This is a genomic window from Paenibacillus sp. PAMC21692, assembly GCF_014303795.1.
In the GTDB taxonomy this organism is placed as follows: domain Bacteria; phylum Bacillota; class Bacilli; order Paenibacillales; family Paenibacillaceae; genus Pristimantibacillus; species Pristimantibacillus agaridevorans.
On the sequence record NZ_CP060293.1, the window covers coordinates 919,893 to 937,115 of the forward strand.

Below are 17,223 nucleotides of genomic sequence, written 5' to 3' on the forward strand. Positions count from 1 at the left end.
TCCACGCTACGTTTGGTGGCGATGGCGGAGGGGAACCACGCGTTCCCATACCGAACACGACCGTTAAGCCCTCCAGCGCCGATGGTACTTGGACCGCAGGGTCCTGGGAGAGTAGGACGTCGCCAAGCACAAAACGACCTGCCGCAGATTAATGCGGCAGGTTTTTTGTGCGTTCAGGGACGGTTGGATGGAGGCTGTGCCTATCCAACCGTCCCTGGGCGACGTTCCTCTCCCTATAGCTGGGAGAGTGTCCGAACCCTCTGATCGATGCAACTCGACGATGCTGGCCCGGCTTTAGAGGTAGGTTCAGACGCCGACCGTGGATGCGATTGCTTCGAAGCTAATTCACTCCCGGTGCGGAATGGACATCGCCAAGCAACGGTTGTCGCTCACGCCGACAACCTGCCAACTGAACAAACCAATTACTGCGACTACGTCGGCGACACCGACATACTGCCTCCAAAATCCATGATTACTCGAAAATAAGTCGGTGAGACCGACCTACTGGGCTCCAAACGCATCATTTTCCGTAAATAAGTCGGCGACAGCGACTTACTGAGCACCAACCGCACCATTTCTCTTAAATAAGTCGGTGAGACCGACGTACTGCGCACCAAACGCATCATTTTCCGTAAATAAGCTGGCGTCGCCGACCTACTGAGCACCAACCGCACCATTTCTCTTAAATAAGTCGGTGAGAGCGACATACTGAGCTCCAACCGCACCATATCCCGCAAATACCAACATAATTGCTCTAAACAAAAAGCCCCACTACCCTTACGGGCCATGAGGGCAAAAGTTGGATTTGAAGACAAACTTAACGATGATAGTACGAAGCTTCTTTGGACTCTAGGCGCAGGACGCCGTCCTTGCGCTGCTTGCGGAAGGATAGAGACAGCAGCATCCGAGGTACGAGCAGCCATGTATGCCAGCTTATAAGGCTAATCATGAGCGCAGGCGTCGCCCAAGGGTACACAACGCCGATAACGCATAGTCCCAGCCAAAAGAGATGGCGATGAACCCGGCGGAACAGATGCAAAGTAATGTCGTTAGCCGGCTTGAATCCGATCCATGGAGGGATAATACGCCAAATCCATTTGCGATCGGCTGCTTCATCTACCTGAATGAAGGTTACTAATAAAATAAGGATATGAAGCAGCTGAATAGCTGCGAATCCGAACAGCCAGGCAAACAGTCCGTTCATGCCATAGGCAAGCATCTGGATGCCAAGGAAGATGCCTGCAATAATGAGATGGCTGGTAACCAGCTCGGGTCTCACCATGACTCTTTTAACAAGCTGATACTGATATATAGTGGCATTCTGTTGCTGGGATAATGATTGCTTCATAGGATGATTGTCCTCTTCTCCGGAATTTACAATCCTCTTCCTTACATTTATCGGCATGCAATAGACAGTTGTGCACTACAAATTTGGGCTCAGGAATCACCAATCGCCCAGATCTGGCATACGATAACGAGAAAAACTACCGTTGCGCGCAGGCGCACATCCTCGAAAGACTTCTTTAGAAGATTTTCACATGAAACAAGTATATTTCAATAGACTATGTGCCATAATAGTAGGTAAAGACGATGGCGATAGAAAGCGGGGATTGGAATGAACGAATTTCGCGATCACCATTGCATCATTTGTGGAAGGCCCAAGGCGGAGGGCGAAGGGATTGTTATCGTAACTGGTTTCATATGCGAGGATTGTGAGACGGAGATGGTACAGACCGACGTTCAAGACGCCAAATATCCTTTTTTTATTCATCAGATGAAACAATTGCTCGTTGAGAAAAATGCTTAAAGCGGCTTCTAATAAAGAGGCTGCTTTTTTTCTTGAATTATAGGAAAGTATAAGTTTTCTCCATACTTGACCTATAAATCTCGGAATGAAACGCGCTGCAATGCCAAAAGACGGCAACAGCCGTTTCACCTTGCTCCCGGTCAACGTTTACGAGTGTGCTTTCATTCGCTACAATGTAGGCAGACACCGCCCTATGGGCTAAGAAGGGATTGCAACTAAATGAACCCTATAAATGCACCTATATATGAAGCATTAAAAAAACATGCGATCAGCAGGCCGCGAAGCTTTCATGTACCGGGACATCAGAATGGACAGGTATGGCAGGAGCTTGGAGCCGCAGCAAACACTTCAACAGGTAATACAATAGAAGCCTTTAGGCAAACCTATGATGCCATTATGGGGATCGATTTGACGGAATTATCCTCTACGGATGATTTGCATCATCCCGAGGCGGCGATCCAAGAGGCGCAGATTTTGGCTGCGCAAAGCTTTCATGCAGAAGCAACTTTTTTTCTGGTTGGAGGAAGCACATCGGGCAATCTGGCTATGCTGCTAGCAGTATGTGATCCTGGTGATCTGGTGATCGTGCAGCGGAATGTACATAAGTCGGTCATTAATGGATTGAAACTCGCGGGAGCTTCGGCCGTTTTCGTTAGTCCACAGCGCGATGCAGGTTCTGGGCTTGCTGTAATCCCCTCTCTTAGCGGGATAGAAGCAGCGCTGAAACGTCACCCGCAAGCGAAAGCAGTCTTCTTATCGAATCCCAATTACTATGGCATGGGTGAGCAATTAAATCGATATGCGGAGACGGCGCATCAATACGGTGTTCCGCTGCTGGTGGACGAGGCCCATGGAGCCCATTACGGTCAACATCGTGAGTTCCCGCGGTCGGCGATGCAAGCGGGAGCGGATGCGGCTGTGCAATCGACTCATAAGACGCTGCCTGCTCTTACGATGGGAGCCATGCTCCATATTCAGGGTAATCGAATAAACCTGGATCGCTTGAAGCAAGCGCTGGCTATCGTTCAGAGCTCCAGTCCGTCGTTTCCGATTATGGCATCGCTCGATATTTCCCGAGCAATGATAGCTTCTTTTCAAGAGGAGCTGTTCCAGCCTGCCTTAGCTCATGCCCGAACATTCCGTGCTTGGCTGAAGGCTGGTAAGCTGTTCCTTCAAGAAGCCGCCTTAACGGATGCAACCGTCAGTAGCAAGCATGACAGGAGCGTGATGATAGAGCATACTTCGCTTCAGCGGGATCCGCTTAGAATCGTGCTTCATGATTCGACCGGAACTCTAACCGGCAAGCAACTGCAGCAGCTGCTCGAAGAGAAGGGCTGTTGGGCGGAGATGTCGGATAACTTATACGTGGTGCTGCTGATCGGGATTGGTACTGGCGATGAGCATATGGAGCGGTTGAGAGATTCCATAACATCCATACATCAAGCAATTGTAAGTGAAATGGATGACATTGCGCCCAACATGAAACGATCAGCAAAGGAAGAAGTTGAAATTAGGCATTTAGCGAGCTCGGCAGTATGGGCTGCGACTGAATTAGAAGAGCCTGTGTCGTTCGGCGGAGGATGGTACCGGAACCAGCCCAGCATCCGTTTGCCGCTTCGAGATGCAGTAGGCCGCCGTGTCGCCGAGATGGTTGTTCCGTATCCGCCGGGTATTCCGCTATTGTATGCAGGAGAGAGATTGACGATTGCGATGGCAGATGAAATTGAGAGATTAGCTTCCGGAAGAGCCAATTTTCAGGGAGCAGTCGACTCCGGAATGGACACAATTGCTGTCTATGAGGAAAAACCTGGGGGCTAAAGCTCGAAAAAGCGCATGATTCAACGAATTTCGTTGTGGTGTCACGTCCGCTTTGTTACAATAAATAAGAGTACAAGTCAAGTAGGTTAGGGGAAACGGCAAGTTGACTAAAGGAAACTTCATTACTATAGAAGGCGGCGAAGGATCAGGTAAAACAACGCTGATCCAGCGTCTCTCCCATGCGCTTCGGCAGAAGGGATGGGATGTGATGACGACGCGCGAGCCGGGCGGCATTCCGATCGCGGAGCAGATTCGGACCGTGATTCTGGATCCTGCGCATACGGCGATGGATGCAAGAACCGAAGCGTTGTTGTATGCGGCTTCACGAAGGCAGCATCTGGTGGAGAAGGTAATGCCGGCGCTCGAACAAGGCGCCATCGTAATCTGCGATCGGTTCGTCGACAGCAGTTTGGCTTATCAGGGCCATGCGAGAGGTCTTGGGATGGACGCAGTATGGGAGATCAACACATTCGCCATACAAGATATCATGCCGGAACTAACTTTGTTCCTGGACGTGTCGCCTGAGGTGGGACTCTCCCGAATCAATGCGGCAGCGGACAGAGAGATCAATCGTCTCGATCTGGAGCGTCATTCCTTCCATGAGCGTGTAAGAGAAGGCTATCGGATGCTGCTGGAGCGGTTTCCGGAACGGATCGTGTCAGTAAACGCGGACAGGCTTCCGGATGACGTATTCGACGAAGCGCTGCAGGTGCTGATGGACCGACTGAACAGATAGGCAGGACGTACGATTGTCGGCATCATGACGGTTGCGGGATACGGTTGCTCCAAGCAGTTCCAGTAACCGATAACAGCCCAATGCATAGGATAAGGTGAAACGGCTGTCGCCGTCCTTCGGCGGCGCAGCGCGTTACGCAAAGGCGATGACCTAATTTAATCTTAAACGAGGGGGAATGAGGATGAAATTAGTTATTGCGGTCATTCAGGATAAGGATAGCAACCGGTTGTCGAATGCGCTTGTAAGAGAGGGATTCCGTGCGACGAAGCTGGCAAGTACAGGCGGGTTCCTGCGTGCGGGAAATACGACGTTCATGATCGGGATTGAGGATGAGCGCGTGCATGAGGTGCTTCAAGTAATCAGCGCGAACTGCAAGGTACGCGATCAATTGGTTACGCCGGTGTCTCCAATGGGCGGCTCGACGGATTCCTACATTCCGTTCCCCGTTGAGGTGCAGATTGGCGGCGCGGCGGTATTCGTCATGCCGGTGGAGAGATTCGAACACTTCTGATTGGGTGTGACGTAGATGAGAGTCGATCAAAGCTGGCGACCTTTGGGCCAGAACCGAACAAGCGGGGATACGGGCGGAAGACCCGTTCAACCGGTTAGTTTCTCCGATGTCCTGGTGCAGCAGAACGCCCAACGAACGAACGAACAGTTGCAGCAGAAGCTGCAGGACATTCATAACCAAGGGGAACGTTTGGCCAAGCTGATGACGGTTCGCGAGCTAAAGCTCTATCGGGCCATGGTCAAGAAGTTTCTGGAGGATACGGTTAAACGCGGAGTAGGACTTAAAGAAGTGCGCGGCTTCGATCGCCGCGGACGCGTAAAGCGCTATAAGCTGCTTGACGAGCTCGATGAAACGCTGGTGTCGATGGCGGAGGAATTGCTCGACAGCGAGCAAGGACGATTGGAGCTGCTTAACAAGATTGGCGAGATCCGCGGGATTTTGATCAATCTTTTGTTTTAGGCGAACCTCCTTTTAGAAAGGTAAGGACAATGATATGAGTCTTGAACGACTGGAGCAAGCCGAAGGCCAGTGGAAGGCGCAGCGCATTTTGAGACATGCGCTGCAAAGCGGCCGCGTCTCCCATGCTTATTTGTTCAACGGCCCTTCGGGGACAGGGAGAATGGCAACCGCGCAAGCGTTCGCGAAGGCGCTGTTCTGTACGTCGAATGGCTGGGATGCGTGCGGGCAATGCCTGGCATGCAGAAAGTTCGAACATGGCAATCAAACAGCGCTTCTGACGATTGCTCCCGATGGACAGAGCATCAAGATCGACCAGATCAGAGAGCTGCAGCGAAATCTGTCGTATCGGGGAACGGAGACGGAACGCACCGTATATTTGGTCGAACGAGCCGAGACGATGACGCTGCAGGCGGCCAATAGTTTGTTGAAATTTCTCGAGGAACCTTTGTCGCCGATTGTCGCCATTCTCATTACGGATAATGGACAAGCCATATTGCCGACGATCCGTTCGAGAACGCAGTGGGTGCCCTTCCTGCCGATCCCGCCGGAAAGTATGCTGGAGAAGCTTGTCTTGGAGGGGGCTTCTCCGCTTCTTGCAAGAGCAGCCGTCCATCTGTCCTCGGGACTCGACGGAGCTAGACAAATTCTCCAGCAGAATGAGTTTGCAGAAATCAGAAACCTAGTGATACAATTAGGCAAGGAGAGCTTGTCCCGATTCACCGCGGCGATGATCACTGCCCAGCAGCAGCTATTCAAGACGGATTTGAGCGCCGGTATGGATATGCTGCTATCTTTGCTTACACTATGGTTTAAAGACTTTACACAGTTCCAGGCCGGAAGGCAGGACAAGATTGTTTTCATAGATCAGTTGGATTGGATAAGCAGTCACGCGTACGACCGTTCCTTTGCAGGATGGGTATCCTGCATGGAGCATATATTGGAGGCGGGCAAGCGCATTCGGGCGAACGTATCGCCTCAGCTCGCATTTGAGCAATTATTGGTACACTTACAGGAGGGCTAATCCTTGTATAATGTCGTCGGTGTCCGCTTTAAGAAAGCGGGCAAGATCTATTACTTTGATCCGGTCGAACATCCCGTAGACAAAGAACAACACGTTATTGTTGAGACCGCGCGGGGAATCGAATACGGTAAAGTGGTGGTGGGACAGAAGCAAGTCGGTGAATCGGATGTTGTTCTCCCTCTCAAGAAGGTTATTCGCATAGCAAGCGATTCTGACGCTCAGATCGTCGAAGAGAATCGCAACGCCGCTAAGGGTGCGTTCACGACCTGTCTTGACAAGATTAAGAGCCATCAGCTTCGCATGAAGCTGGTTGATGTCGAATTTACGTTCGACCGCAATAAAATCATTTTCTACTTTACCGCCGAAGGACGCGTCGACTTCCGCGAGCTGGTAAAGGATCTCGCCAGCGTATTCCGTACCCGGATCGAGCTGCGTCAGATCGGCGTAAGGGACGAGGCGAAGATGTTAGGCGGTATCGGACCATGCGGGCGGGTGCTCTGCTGCTCTTCGTGGCTTGGCGATTTCGAACCGGTCTCGATCAAGATGGCCAAGGATCAAAATCTGTCGCTTAATCCGACCAAGATATCCGGATTATGCGGGAGACTTATGTGTTGCTTGAAGTATGAGCATGACAATTACGAGAGCGTACGCGAGGAATTGCCGGCCATCGGCAAGATCGTCGTGACGTCTTACGGAGAAGGCAAGGTTACGGGCATCAACGCATCCACGAAGAGCGTATATGTATCACTGTTTGATGTACCGGGCAAGCCGAAGGAACTGCCGCTTGATGATGTTGTCGTGAAGTAGACGGCGGCGTTAACAATCTGACAGGCGAGAGATACTCGCGCTTGATGCTCTGGGGTGGGGACTTGGAGAAAAAAGATATATTTAAACAAATGGATCAATTGGATAGCCAGATAGGGGAGTTCCATGCCCAATTCAGTGCGCTCAAGCAGATTATCAAACAATTGCTTGAAGAGAACAATCGGCTGAGCATGGAAAATCATCAGTTAAGGCTTGTGCTGAAGCGGGAGACCGCCCCCGATCGGGAAACCGTTCCGGCAGCTTCGACTCAGGCGATGGAACAGCATAACGGAACTTCTGCCGAGATAACAATTGGCAATATGGAACACGACGACAACGGTGCCGCGATTGGAGAAGGATATGACAACCTGACAAGGCTTTATCACGAAGGGTTTCATATCTGCAACGTCTACTACGGTCATCTCCGTACCGAAGGCGATTGCCTGTTCTGCCTGTCGTTCCTAAATAAATAAGCAGTATGTATCGACGGGCCGTCCTTACCTGAGGGGACGGTCATTTTTTAAATTATAGGGAAACATAAGTTTTCTATATAAGGAGAACACGAAGATGACGCAATTAAAGCCAAATGATTCATCCATTAGTCAGTCTGCGCAGCGGGAAGATCAGAAGATCGGCTTATTGCCCGGGGAGCGAATGGATGACCTGCTAACGGATACAGGGCTTAGGATTATACAGAGCCGTGAAGTCTTTAGCTTCTCGCTGGATGCTGTCTTGTTATCCAGATTCGCCAGCCTTCCGAAGCGGGGCAGAGTTGCGGATCTATGCTCCGGCAACGGAGTTATTCCCATCCTGATGTCGGCCGGAACGGAGGCAAGGATGGATGCCATCGAGATTCAACCGCGACTTGCCGACATGGCCAGGAGGAGTGTGGAGTTAAATGGGCTGCAGGAGCAAATTACCGTTATACGAGAGGATCTCAGGGAATATGCGAAGACGGCTGGCAACGGCATTTACGACGCTATTACGGTCAATCCCCCTTACATGCCTGTCACGGCTGGAGATCAAAACGTGAACGAGCATTATGCGATCGCGAGACATGAGATCCATTGTACGATCGAGGATATAGCCAGCGCATGCTGCAGGCTGCTGCGCCCCGGGGGCAAGTTGTTTATGGTGCATCGTCCTTCGAGGATGCTGGATATCGTGGAGACGATGCGGCGTTATAGGCTGGAGCCCAAGCGGATCCAATTCGTACATCCCAATACAAGGTCCGAAGCCAATATGATATTAATAGAAGCAACGCGAGACGGGAAACCTGACATCAGACTGCTTCCGCCTATAATGGTGTATAACGACGAGGGGGTACAGATCGTATGAACAGGCAAAAAAGCTACGAAGCTCCGCAAACGGTTGCCTCAGGCAAGTCTGCACCGGGCAGTCTTTTCTTGGTGGGGACGCCGATCGGCAACCTGGAGGATATGACCATGCGGGCAATCCGCACCCTCAAGGAAGTAGACCTCATCGCAGCGGAAGATACCCGGCAGACGAGGAAGCTACTGTCTCATTTCGAAATTCATACGCGGCTGGTGAGCTATCATGAGCATAATAAGGAAGCAAGTGGTCCGGAGCTGATACGGTTGTTGCTGGAAGGTCAATCCATTGCGATTGTCAGCGATGCCGGTCTGCCTGCAATCTCTGATCCAGGAGCCGACCTTGTCCGCGATGCCGTAGAACAGGATATCGCCGTTATTCCTATTCCGGGGGCAAATGCCGCTTTGTCCGCGCTCATTATGTCCGGACTGCCGACTGATACATTTACATTTGCCGGATTTCCGCCAAGGGAGAGGAAGTCGCTTCAGAAACGTTTGACCGAGCTGTCTGCCCTCAGGTCCACGCTGCTCTTTTATGAATCGCCGCACCGTATCAAGAAGACGCTTGGCGAAATGCTGGAGAGTATCGGCGATCGCCGGATTGCCGTTATTCGCGAACTGACGAAGCGGCATGAAGAAGCCATCAGAGGTACGGTCTCGGAATGTATCGCATGGTTCGAGGAGCATCAGCCGCTCGGTGAATTCTGTATCGTGGTAGAAGGCGCAAGCGATGGGGAAGCGGGCAACGGTCTTGCGAATCCAGAAGCTTGGTGGTCGAAGCTTGGCCTGGAGGAGCATGTAGCCCACTATGAAGCTGAGATGAGCAGGAAGGATGCCATTAAGCAAGCAGCAACGGATCGCGGTCTGCCGAAGCGGGACGTATATAATGAAGTGAACCGCTGACCGAATTATCCGGACAAAAAAAAGGACCTTCCTGGCCGGGTTCTAGCGCAGGAAGGCATCAAGGAGTATAAAAAGGTTAGAATTAACATGTGGATATAATGATTATAACCGATTTTTTTTATTTTGTCACAGGAGAAGGCATTTCTGATAAACAAATATGGCAAACTATTTTTCCTTTGAAGTACGACACGTTTTCGGCGTTGCCGCAGAAGATACATGCAGGCTCGTATTTCTTAAGCATGATGCGTTCGCCATCTACATAAATCTCGAGAGCGTCCTTCTCGCCAATGCCAAGCGTGCGGCGTAATTCGATTGGAATAACAACGCGCCCAAGCTCATCGACCTTACGAACGATACCAGTAGATTTCATCATCATTCATCATTCCCCTCAGATAATATATTCGTCAATGTTCGACAATATTTTATAAATTCATGTTACTATAATACCAACTCTTCCCATAACAGTCAACCTGTAAAAATCAGCAGATAGCGTGCTGTTATAAGGATATTACCCACTATAGCAGGTAATATTCTATGTAATAGAATACAACAGCTTCGACAAATTGGAAACTTAATTACGACATTATTCGACAAAAGTCGATAAAACTGTGTCGAATTTATGAACAGAAGGAGATGAGGAAATGAACGGTCAACTTAAGGAGGAAAAGGTATTTAAGGATCCCGTCCATCATTATGTGTACGTCCAGGATGAGACGATATGGAGCCTGATTAATACAAAAGAGTTCCAGCGACTGCGTCGGATCCGGCAGCTTGGGACAACCTACTTAACCTTTCACGGCGCGGAGCATAGCCGGTTCTCCCATTCCCTTGGCGTCTACGAAATTACGCGCCGCATTATTTCGCAATTCGAGCGCTACGGCTACCCCGACTGGCCGAAGGAAGAAAGGCTTGTCTCCTTGTGCGCGGCGCTTCTCCATGACGTAGGGCACGGTCCGTTCTCCCATTCGCTGGAGGAGATCTTCGATACGGATCACGAGGAGTGGACATGCGCCATATTAATGGGAGAAACTGAAATTAATGGCGTGCTTCGCTCCGTTTCCGAGGAGTTTCCTTCGCAGGTAGCGGCCGTCATTAAGAAGAAGTATCCGAAGCCGATCGTCGTCAGTCTCATCTCCAGCCAGATGGATGCGGATCGAATGGATTATCTGCTGCGCGACGCCTACTTCACGGGCGTTAACTACGGCACGTTCGACCTGGAACGCATATTGCGGGTATTGCGTCCTTATAAAGGGAAAATTGTAGTGAAGGATAGCGGCATGCATGCCGTAGAGCATTATCTTATGTCGCGCTACCAGATGTATTGGCAAATATACTTCCATCCCGTTACGCGCAGCTCGGAGATTATATTGAGACAAATTTTTCGAAGAGCGCAGCAATTAAACGAGGAAGGCTACCGGTTTGGCTGGATGACACGTTCCATTAAGCAGCTTTTGGACAATACGCTCGAGCTGAAGGATTATTTGAGGCTTGACGAGGCGCTCGCTCAGACGGCCTTCTCCGAGTGGGAGCAGGAAGCCGATCCGCTGCTCAGCGACCTGTGCCATCGATTTTTAAACAGGCAGCTCTATAAATATGTAACCATCGATCAACCGGATGAATTATTGCTTGGCGAGGTTGCCGCTACCCTGGAATCCATCGGTCTGAATCCGGATTATCATATGGAGATCGACTTCCCCTTCGATCTTCCTTATGATGTATACCGACCGGATCGGCAGGAGGGGGAAAAACGGGAAAAAGCGCCAATTTTGTTGCTGGACGAGCATGATGAAATAAGCGAGATTTCCTTGAAATCCGACATTGTTCGTTCCATCACAGGCTTGCATCAAGGAAAGTATCATTTGTATTACCCGGAGGAGCCGTTGCGGGCCAATAAGGCGCAGCTATCCGACCGAATGAGGAAGTTATTCCAACTGGATTAAAGGAGATGGACATCATGTTATTCGACACGCATACGCATCTGGACGCTAGACAATTTGACGAAGATCGGGAGGGGGTAATCGACAGGGCTCGCGCTGCCGGAGTCAGTCTTATGGTAAACATAGGATGTGACAGGAGAAGTATACCATTAACAATCGAACTGGCGGAGCGATATCCGTTTATCTACGCGGCGGTAGGATGGCATCCTGTGGACAGCATCGATATGAAGCCGGAGGATCTGGAGTGGATCGAGCGTCTTTCCAGCCATAACAAGGTAGTCGCGATCGGCGAGATCGGTCTGGATTACCACTGGGACACATCACCGAAAGACGTACAGCATCGCGTATTTCGGGAACAGATCAGGCTGGCCAAAAAGGTAAAGAAACCGATCGTCATTCATAATCGGGATGCCCATGAGGATGTTATTCGTATTCTGAAGGAGGAAGACGCGAAGGAAATCGGGGGTGTCATGCATTGTTTTTCCGGGAGCTGGGATATTGCAAAACAATGTCTTGATATGAATTTCTATATTTCGTTCGGAGGACCGGTTACGTACAAAAATGCAAGGGTTCCAAAAGAGGTGCTCGAGAGGGTTCCGATGGATCGATTATTGATCGAAACGGACTCCCCATATCTTACTCCGCATCCAAATAGAGGGAAGAGAAATGAGTCTGCATATGTGGCTTTGGTGGCTGCCGCCGCAGCCGAAATTAAGGGCATCTCGGTGGAGGAATTGGCTCAAATCACGATGAAAAACGGTAAAAATTGTTTTGGCATCGAAGGAAAGTCAGTCTAAAAGCGAGAAAACGAGACCTTTCATGCAAAAAAACTGATTTTTGCAGCTGAATTCAACTATTTATTCGGAGTTTTCCTGCTTTTTTCGTGAAAATCGCATTTTATCGCTTCTTTACAACTGGGCTCCGATGAAGGTATGATTCGTATCAGAGCTTTACATTTTGTATTGGATTTCCAGCCAAGCAGACATTTTTGCACCCTCAAAATAGCCTCTCCACATTCCCGGACGTGAACGCTTAGGCGCCTACCACATGTGCTTCACTTTGACGACAACCTCTAGTATGTCCCGAATATTCGGTTAGTAGTCGTCATAGGGTTAATCAGGGAGGTGAGAGTCTGCAAGACTGGAGTGCGTGCTTGCACGCCAATATACTATAGTCGCGTCAGTTGTAACATGCGTAACACTTGGCGGCGGGGCTATGAAGGAGGACCGAGGAAGTGGGCCTGAGTAAGAAGAAGGACACCCATGGGAAGCGATCATCCAGCATGACTTTCGCAATGCGATGGAAGCATGGAAACTTGCGTTTGATTATGTTAAGTGCAGTAATCTCAATCGCTATGACTTTCATGTTTTTGGTGTTGTTGTACGGAACGGCTGTCAAAAGCGTCTCCGTAGTAGTGAATGGACAAGAAACCGTTGTCGAAACGAAACAATGGGTCCTGCAACGCCTACTGGATGAACAAGCTATTACAATAGGACCGCACGACAAAGTGTCAGTCCCGCTTAATTCACCGATTAAGGACGGCGACCGGTTCGAGGTCGATCATGCGATTCCCGTAATTGTAAAAGCAGATGGCAAGACATCTACGGTGTACACGACAGAGAAGACGGTTGGAGCGGCGATCGAGAAATTGGATATAACCGTCCGCAGTGATGATAAAATAAATCCGCCTCTGTCCGCGGAAGTGGCAGAGGATGAGCTTGTAACAATCGTTCGGGTAGACACGAAGGTGTCGGCACTCGAAAAGGATGTTCCGTTCTCTATCGTGAAGAAAGAAGATCCGACGCTGGAGAAGGGTAAGGAGAAGGTCATCCAAACCGGCAAGAGCGGCGTATTGATCGAGCAATCCAAGGAGCAATACGAAGATGGCGTGCTTGTCGCAAGCCAGGTCGTAAGCGAAGTTGTGCAGACGGCTGCCGTTGACCAAATCGTCGCCATAGGCACGAAGAAGCCGGAACCTAAAGTCACGGTTCTGTCGAACAAGAGCCCGAGCGTGACTACGGTAACGAAAGACGACCTTACCTTCAGCGCGAAGAAAGTGTTGAAGAACGTGACGCTTACCGCGTATACCGCAGGCGTCGAATCGACTGGCAAAGACGAGGACCATCCGCAATACGGCCTTACGGCATCCGGTACGAAGGTACAGGAAGGCCGGACGATCGCAGTCGATCCAACCGTCATCCCGATGGGATGGTGGGTATACATCGAAGGCATCGGCTTCCGCCGCGCCGAAGACAAGGGCAGCGCCGTAAAAGGCAACAAAATCGATGTGTACTTCGATAGCACCAGCTATGCGAACAAGTTCGGCAAGAAGACGGGCTACACAGTTTATGTGCTGGGTCCGAACAAACCATCGGCAAGCTAACCTGCCTAAGCTTCGTAGGAAGCTATCGTAATGTTGAACTAAATATGCCATCATAAGAAGAGGCGATGCCTCTTCTTTCTTCTTTTTTCTCGCGAAAATAAAGAAGAAGGCAAGGGAAAGACGGCAGAAAGCGGGGATGGTCAGATTGATTAAGGAAATCATTGTAGTGGAGGGCAAGGACGACACGGCTGCTATCAAACGGGCTGTTGAAGCCGACACGATCGAGACGAACGGTTCCGCCATCGGCGAAGACGTGCTTCGTCGGATTGCGCTTGCTAACGAACGCAGAGGCGTCATTATATTTACCGATCCTGACCATGCCGGCGAGCGAATCCGAAAGATTGTCGCCCGTCATGCGCCAGGCTGCAAGCACGCATTCTTGCCTCAAGAGAAGGCATCCTATAAAGGCGATATCGGCATCGAGAACGCGAGCCCGGACGCCATCCGGCAGGCACTATCGGAGCTGCGCACGGAGGCGCTTAGCGGCGAGGGGGGCGAGATCACTTGGGAGGACCTTATGGAAGCAGGGCTGATCGTCCATTCCGATGCGGCACGCAGAAGGCTGATTATGGGCAAGCTGCTCGGGATCGGATACGCGAACGGCAAACAATTCTTTAAGCGGTGTACAAGCTTCCAGATTACGAAGAGCGAATTCGTGGACGCGCTCCGGGAGATGGAACAGAAAGCGGAGGGGTCTTAAATATGGAGACGGAACAAGGGAACAGAAGCGGGCAAGGCGCAAGATCGGCAGCGGATGTGGGCACGCCTAAACGAACCAAAGAAATTATCGCGAAATACGGTTTCTCCTTCAAAAAGAGCCTCGGACAGAACTTCTTGATCGATCGCAACGTGCTGAACAACATCGTCGAGGCGGCCGGATTGGACGAGTCCAAAGGGGCGCTGGAGATCGGTCCGGGCATTGGCGCGTTGACAGGGCGCCTGGCGGAGACGGCTGGCCGCGTGACGGCTATCGAGATCGATCAGCGGCTTATTCCGATATTAGACGATCTGTTCGCCGAGCAGGGGCATGTGACTGTCATTCACGGCGACGTTCTCAAGATTGACTTGCAGGAGCTGTTTCGCAGTCAATTCGAAGGCCTCTCCGGCGTCAGCGTCGTGGCAAACCTGCCTTATTACGTGACGACGCCGATCCTCATGAAGCTGCTTGAGGAGCGTCTGCCGCTGGAGAACATCGTGGTCATGATTCAGAAGGAAGTCGCGCAGCGGATGGCCGCGAAGCCCGGAGGCAAGGAATACGGAAGTCTAAGCGTAGCCGTACAGTATTATTGCGTGCCGGAGCTGGTATGCACCGTTCCGCATACCGTCTTTATCCCGCAGCCTAACGTAGACTCCGCCGTCATCAAGCTGACAGTGAGAGAGAAGCCTGCGGTAGACGTGCCGGACGAAGCCTTTTTCTTCCGCGTCGTACAAGCAAGCTTTGCGCAGCGCCGCAAGACGCTGGCCAACAATCTCACGGCTTTCGTAGGCAAGGAGAACCGGGAGGCGCTTGGCGGCCTTCTGGGCGGCATTGGCATCGATCCTGGCCGCCGGGGAGAGACGCTCTCGCTGGAGGAATTTGCGCGGCTTAGCCGGGCTCTCCTGGAGGCGAAGCTGTCGTTGTAATCGGCAAGTTGCAGAATCGCTCACCATTCGCTCCATCTGCCCATAGGATAGACGAAGAGGTGATTGACCTATGAAGCAAGGGGACCTGGTCGTCCGCAAATCATATGGAAGCGACGTTTTGTTCCGTATCGAAGCGGTTCGTTCGGAGACAGCCCTGTTAAAGGGCACGGATTATCGTCTGCTCGCGGACGCTCCAATTCCTGATCTGTCGGTCGTACGCGATCCGGAATCAACGAGAGCGGCGCAACAGGCGCGTATTAAAGTAAATGAATCGTTACGCAAGATGCACACGGATCGGGAGAAGCAGACCGCAGAGACCGTGGATGCCATACGTCAGGGATTGCAGACGCCGGATGCGGCTTACTTCGAGATGCCCGGCAAGGTGCTGCATCTGGACGGAGACGGCAATTATTTAAAGAAGAGCATGCAGCTCTACAGCACGATGCAGGTGCCGGCTTATGGTCTGCATCTTCACGAGGCCCAGATGAGCGATATGCTCTACCGGCTGCTTCCGCAGGTAAGGCCCGACATTGTCGTTATAACGGGCCATGACGGCGTGCTCAAGCACCGCGCTCCGAATGAATTGTACAGTCTGACCAATTACAAAAATTCGCAGAACTTCGTTAACGCCGTCCGGGTTGCGCGCGAATACGAGAAGAACAGGGATAATCTCGTGGTGGTGGCAGGCGCCTGCCAATCCCACTTCGAGGCGCTACTGCACGCAGGAGCGAACTTCGCCAGCTCGCCGGGCCGTATTCTGATCCATGCGCTGGATCCCGTGTACATCGCGATCAAAGCCAGCTTTACATCGATCCGAGAGACGATTAATCTTCCGGATGTCATACACGGTACCATTAGCGGGATAGACGGCGTTGGCGGCATCGAGACGCTCGGGCGACACCGGGTCGGCTTGCCGAAGCCAAAGGCTGCCGCATCGACTATGGCCAATGTAACGATGAACGCTTAACAGACGAACGAATGAGTCTTGCGGTCGTTAATGAACAACGACTATTATGTCGCCTTTTGTATATTTTTTGTCATTGGAACACAAACTATCAAAAAATAAGGCCGATTTTTTATTTTTGGGTGAAATCACCGTTGACAAAATAAATATCTGGCTGATATAATATTTTGTTTCGTTTGACAATTGGTCTTTCCTTGGTTATAATGGACAAGGAAAGAGGTGGTAGTGGACAATGGCAAAAAACGCGCTATTGGATATCAAACGCAGCTTGGAAGCCCATGTGGGAGCCAAGATCCGTCTTAGAGCAAACGGCGGTCGCCGAAAGACAATCGAACGGACCGGTACGTTGGAAGAAATCTACCCTTCTGTCTTCATTGTAAAGCTGGATGAAGAGCAACACGCTTTCAAGCGCGTCTCCTACAGCTACGCGGATATACTTACCGAATCTGTTGAAGTGACCGTGTGCAATGATGAAGGCCAAGTCCGAATCGCTTATCTTCAACACTAGATGGACATAAGCTTCATATAGGCCCTTACGGGGCAACCTGACGCAGACCTCCTTAGGTCTGTGTCTTTTTTTGGGACCATAAGAAGACCCGCATGATCCCTAGCGTGCGGATGCATACTACGAATGGATGGCAACCAAGCCTGACAAGGCAGAAGATGACAAGGAGGGATGATATGGGACGCAGGCGCAGAGGCGGCGTGATGTCGGAACAGCTGAAAGTAGAACTCGCAAAGGATCTGGGCTTCTACGGCACCGTTCAGCAAGAAGGTTGGGGCGGAATCAAATCAAAGGATGCCGGCAATATGGTGAAACGGGCCATTCAGATCGCGGAGCAAACGGCGGCACGATCGGGACAGCCGTAACGATCGACGATATTGTGACGCGGCTATGCAGAAGTACGATCCGGCTTTCGGAAGCG

General features: G+C 51.1%; 20 protein-coding genes and 1 rRNA gene. 19 read left to right on the forward strand and 2 right to left on the reverse strand.

Going from position 1 to position 17,223, the window contains the following annotated elements:
- Window positions 1-11: 11 nt before the first annotated feature.
- Window positions 12-128 (forward strand): 5S ribosomal RNA (gene rrf / locus H7F31_RS03695).
- Between the two features lie 689 nt (window positions 129-817).
- Here the strand turns inward: rrf and H7F31_RS03700 are convergent.
- A complete protein-coding gene (locus H7F31_RS03700; RefSeq protein WP_187103082.1) occupies window positions 818-1,348 on the reverse strand; it encodes a transposase in 531 nt (176 codons plus the stop codon).
- A 267-nt stretch (window positions 1,349-1,615) separates the two neighbouring features.
- Between H7F31_RS03700 and H7F31_RS03705 the strand changes: the two genes are divergently transcribed.
- The 10 genes from H7F31_RS03705 to rsmI all read left to right on the forward strand — a co-directional run bounded on the left by H7F31_RS03705 (window position 1,616) and on the right by rsmI (window position 9,390).
- Window positions 1,616-1,807: a sigma factor G inhibitor Gin gene (locus H7F31_RS03705; protein WP_187103083.1), complete on the forward strand. Its 192-nt coding sequence runs from the start codon at window positions 1,616-1,618 to the stop codon at window positions 1,805-1,807.
- Between the two features lie 219 nt (window positions 1,808-2,026).
- The gene (locus tag H7F31_RS03710; protein ID WP_187103084.1) at window positions 2,027-3,625 is read left to right on the forward strand and encodes an aminotransferase class I/II-fold pyridoxal phosphate-dependent enzyme; all 1,599 of its coding nucleotides are present in this window, start codon (window positions 2,027-2,029) and stop codon (window positions 3,623-3,625) included.
- Between the two features lie 103 nt (window positions 3,626-3,728).
- Complete coding sequence (gene tmk / locus H7F31_RS03715) at window positions 3,729-4,361, forward strand: dTMP kinase (RefSeq protein ID WP_187103085.1); 633 nt, start codon at window positions 3,729-3,731, stop codon at window positions 4,359-4,361.
- A 181-nt stretch (window positions 4,362-4,542) separates the two neighbouring features.
- Window positions 4,543-4,872, forward strand: a complete 330-nt coding sequence (locus H7F31_RS03720) for a cyclic-di-AMP receptor (protein ID WP_087571169.1) — start codon at window positions 4,543-4,545, stop codon at window positions 4,870-4,872.
- A 15-nt stretch (window positions 4,873-4,887) separates the two neighbouring features.
- Window positions 4,888-5,331, forward strand: a complete 444-nt coding sequence (locus tag H7F31_RS03725; RefSeq protein ID WP_087571170.1) for a YaaR family protein — start codon at window positions 4,888-4,890, stop codon at window positions 5,329-5,331.
- A gap of 34 nt (window positions 5,332-5,365) precedes the next feature.
- Window positions 5,366-6,352, forward strand: a complete 987-nt coding sequence (gene holB, locus H7F31_RS03730) for a DNA polymerase III subunit delta' (RefSeq protein WP_187103086.1) — start codon at window positions 5,366-5,368, stop codon at window positions 6,350-6,352.
- A 3-nt stretch (window positions 6,353-6,355) separates the two neighbouring features.
- Window positions 6,356-7,159 (forward strand): PSP1 domain-containing protein, encoded by an 804-nt coding sequence (locus tag H7F31_RS03735; RefSeq protein ID WP_087571172.1) that lies wholly within the window; start codon window positions 6,356-6,358, stop codon window positions 7,157-7,159.
- A 62-nt stretch (window positions 7,160-7,221) separates the two neighbouring features.
- Complete coding sequence (locus H7F31_RS03740; RefSeq protein WP_187103087.1) at window positions 7,222-7,629, forward strand: initiation-control protein YabA; 408 nt, start codon at window positions 7,222-7,224, stop codon at window positions 7,627-7,629.
- 94 nt (window positions 7,630-7,723) lie between these two features.
- Window positions 7,724-8,494 carry a tRNA1(Val) (adenine(37)-N6)-methyltransferase gene (locus H7F31_RS03745; protein ID WP_187103088.1) on the forward strand — a complete coding sequence of 257 codons (771 nt, stop codon included), beginning with the start codon at window positions 7,724-7,726 and terminating at the stop codon, window positions 8,492-8,494.
- Complete coding sequence (gene rsmI / locus H7F31_RS03750) at window positions 8,491-9,390, forward strand: 16S rRNA (cytidine(1402)-2'-O)-methyltransferase (protein ID WP_187103089.1); 900 nt, start codon at window positions 8,491-8,493, stop codon at window positions 9,388-9,390. Before H7F31_RS03745 ends, rsmI begins: the two co-directional genes overlap by 4 nt.
- Window positions 9,391-9,508: 118 nt before the next feature.
- On the opposite strand, the gene H7F31_RS03755 is transcribed toward rsmI, so the two are convergent.
- Window positions 9,509-9,763, reverse strand: coding sequence for an AbrB/MazE/SpoVT family DNA-binding domain-containing protein (locus tag H7F31_RS03755; protein ID WP_012772023.1), 255 nt, complete (start codon window positions 9,761-9,763; stop codon window positions 9,509-9,511).
- A gap of 268 nt (window positions 9,764-10,031) precedes the next feature.
- Between H7F31_RS03755 and H7F31_RS03760 the strand changes: the two genes are divergently transcribed.
- The 8 genes from H7F31_RS03760 (at window position 10,032) to H7F31_RS03795 (ending at window position 17,167) form a co-directional block, all read left to right on the forward strand.
- Entirely contained in the window at window positions 10,032-11,330 is a 1,299-nt protein-coding gene (locus H7F31_RS03760; protein ID WP_187103090.1) for an HD domain-containing protein, read from the forward strand.
- A 14-nt stretch (window positions 11,331-11,344) separates the two neighbouring features.
- Window positions 11,345-12,124, forward strand: a complete 780-nt coding sequence (locus tag H7F31_RS03765) for a TatD family hydrolase (RefSeq protein WP_187103091.1) — start codon at window positions 11,345-11,347, stop codon at window positions 12,122-12,124.
- Window positions 12,125-12,561: 437 nt separating this feature from the next.
- Window positions 12,562-13,710 (forward strand): resuscitation-promoting factor, encoded by a 1,149-nt coding sequence (locus tag H7F31_RS03770; protein ID WP_179215860.1) that lies wholly within the window; start codon window positions 12,562-12,564, stop codon window positions 13,708-13,710.
- Window positions 13,711-13,855: 145 nt separating this feature from the next.
- The gene (rnmV, locus tag H7F31_RS03775) at window positions 13,856-14,410 is read left to right on the forward strand and encodes a ribonuclease M5 (protein ID WP_087571191.1); all 555 of its coding nucleotides are present in this window, start codon (window positions 13,856-13,858) and stop codon (window positions 14,408-14,410) included.
- A 2-nt stretch (window positions 14,411-14,412) separates the two neighbouring features.
- Window positions 14,413-15,333: a 16S rRNA (adenine(1518)-N(6)/adenine(1519)-N(6))-dimethyltransferase RsmA gene (rsmA, locus tag H7F31_RS03780; protein WP_187103092.1), complete on the forward strand. Its 921-nt coding sequence runs from the start codon at window positions 14,413-14,415 to the stop codon at window positions 15,331-15,333.
- A gap of 70 nt (window positions 15,334-15,403) precedes the next feature.
- Window positions 15,404-16,300 carry a sporulation peptidase YabG gene (yabG, locus tag H7F31_RS03785; RefSeq protein ID WP_087571178.1) on the forward strand — a complete coding sequence of 299 codons (897 nt, stop codon included), beginning with the start codon at window positions 15,404-15,406 and terminating at the stop codon, window positions 16,298-16,300.
- A gap of 229 nt (window positions 16,301-16,529) precedes the next feature.
- Window positions 16,530-16,805 (forward strand): biofilm formation stimulator Veg, encoded by a 276-nt coding sequence (gene veg / locus H7F31_RS03790; protein WP_087571179.1) that lies wholly within the window; start codon window positions 16,530-16,532, stop codon window positions 16,803-16,805.
- 173 nt (window positions 16,806-16,978) lie between these two features.
- Window positions 16,979-17,167, forward strand: coding sequence for a small, acid-soluble spore protein, alpha/beta type (locus H7F31_RS03795; protein WP_087571180.1), 189 nt, complete (start codon window positions 16,979-16,981; stop codon window positions 17,165-17,167).
- Window positions 17,168-17,223 lie beyond the last annotated feature (56 nt).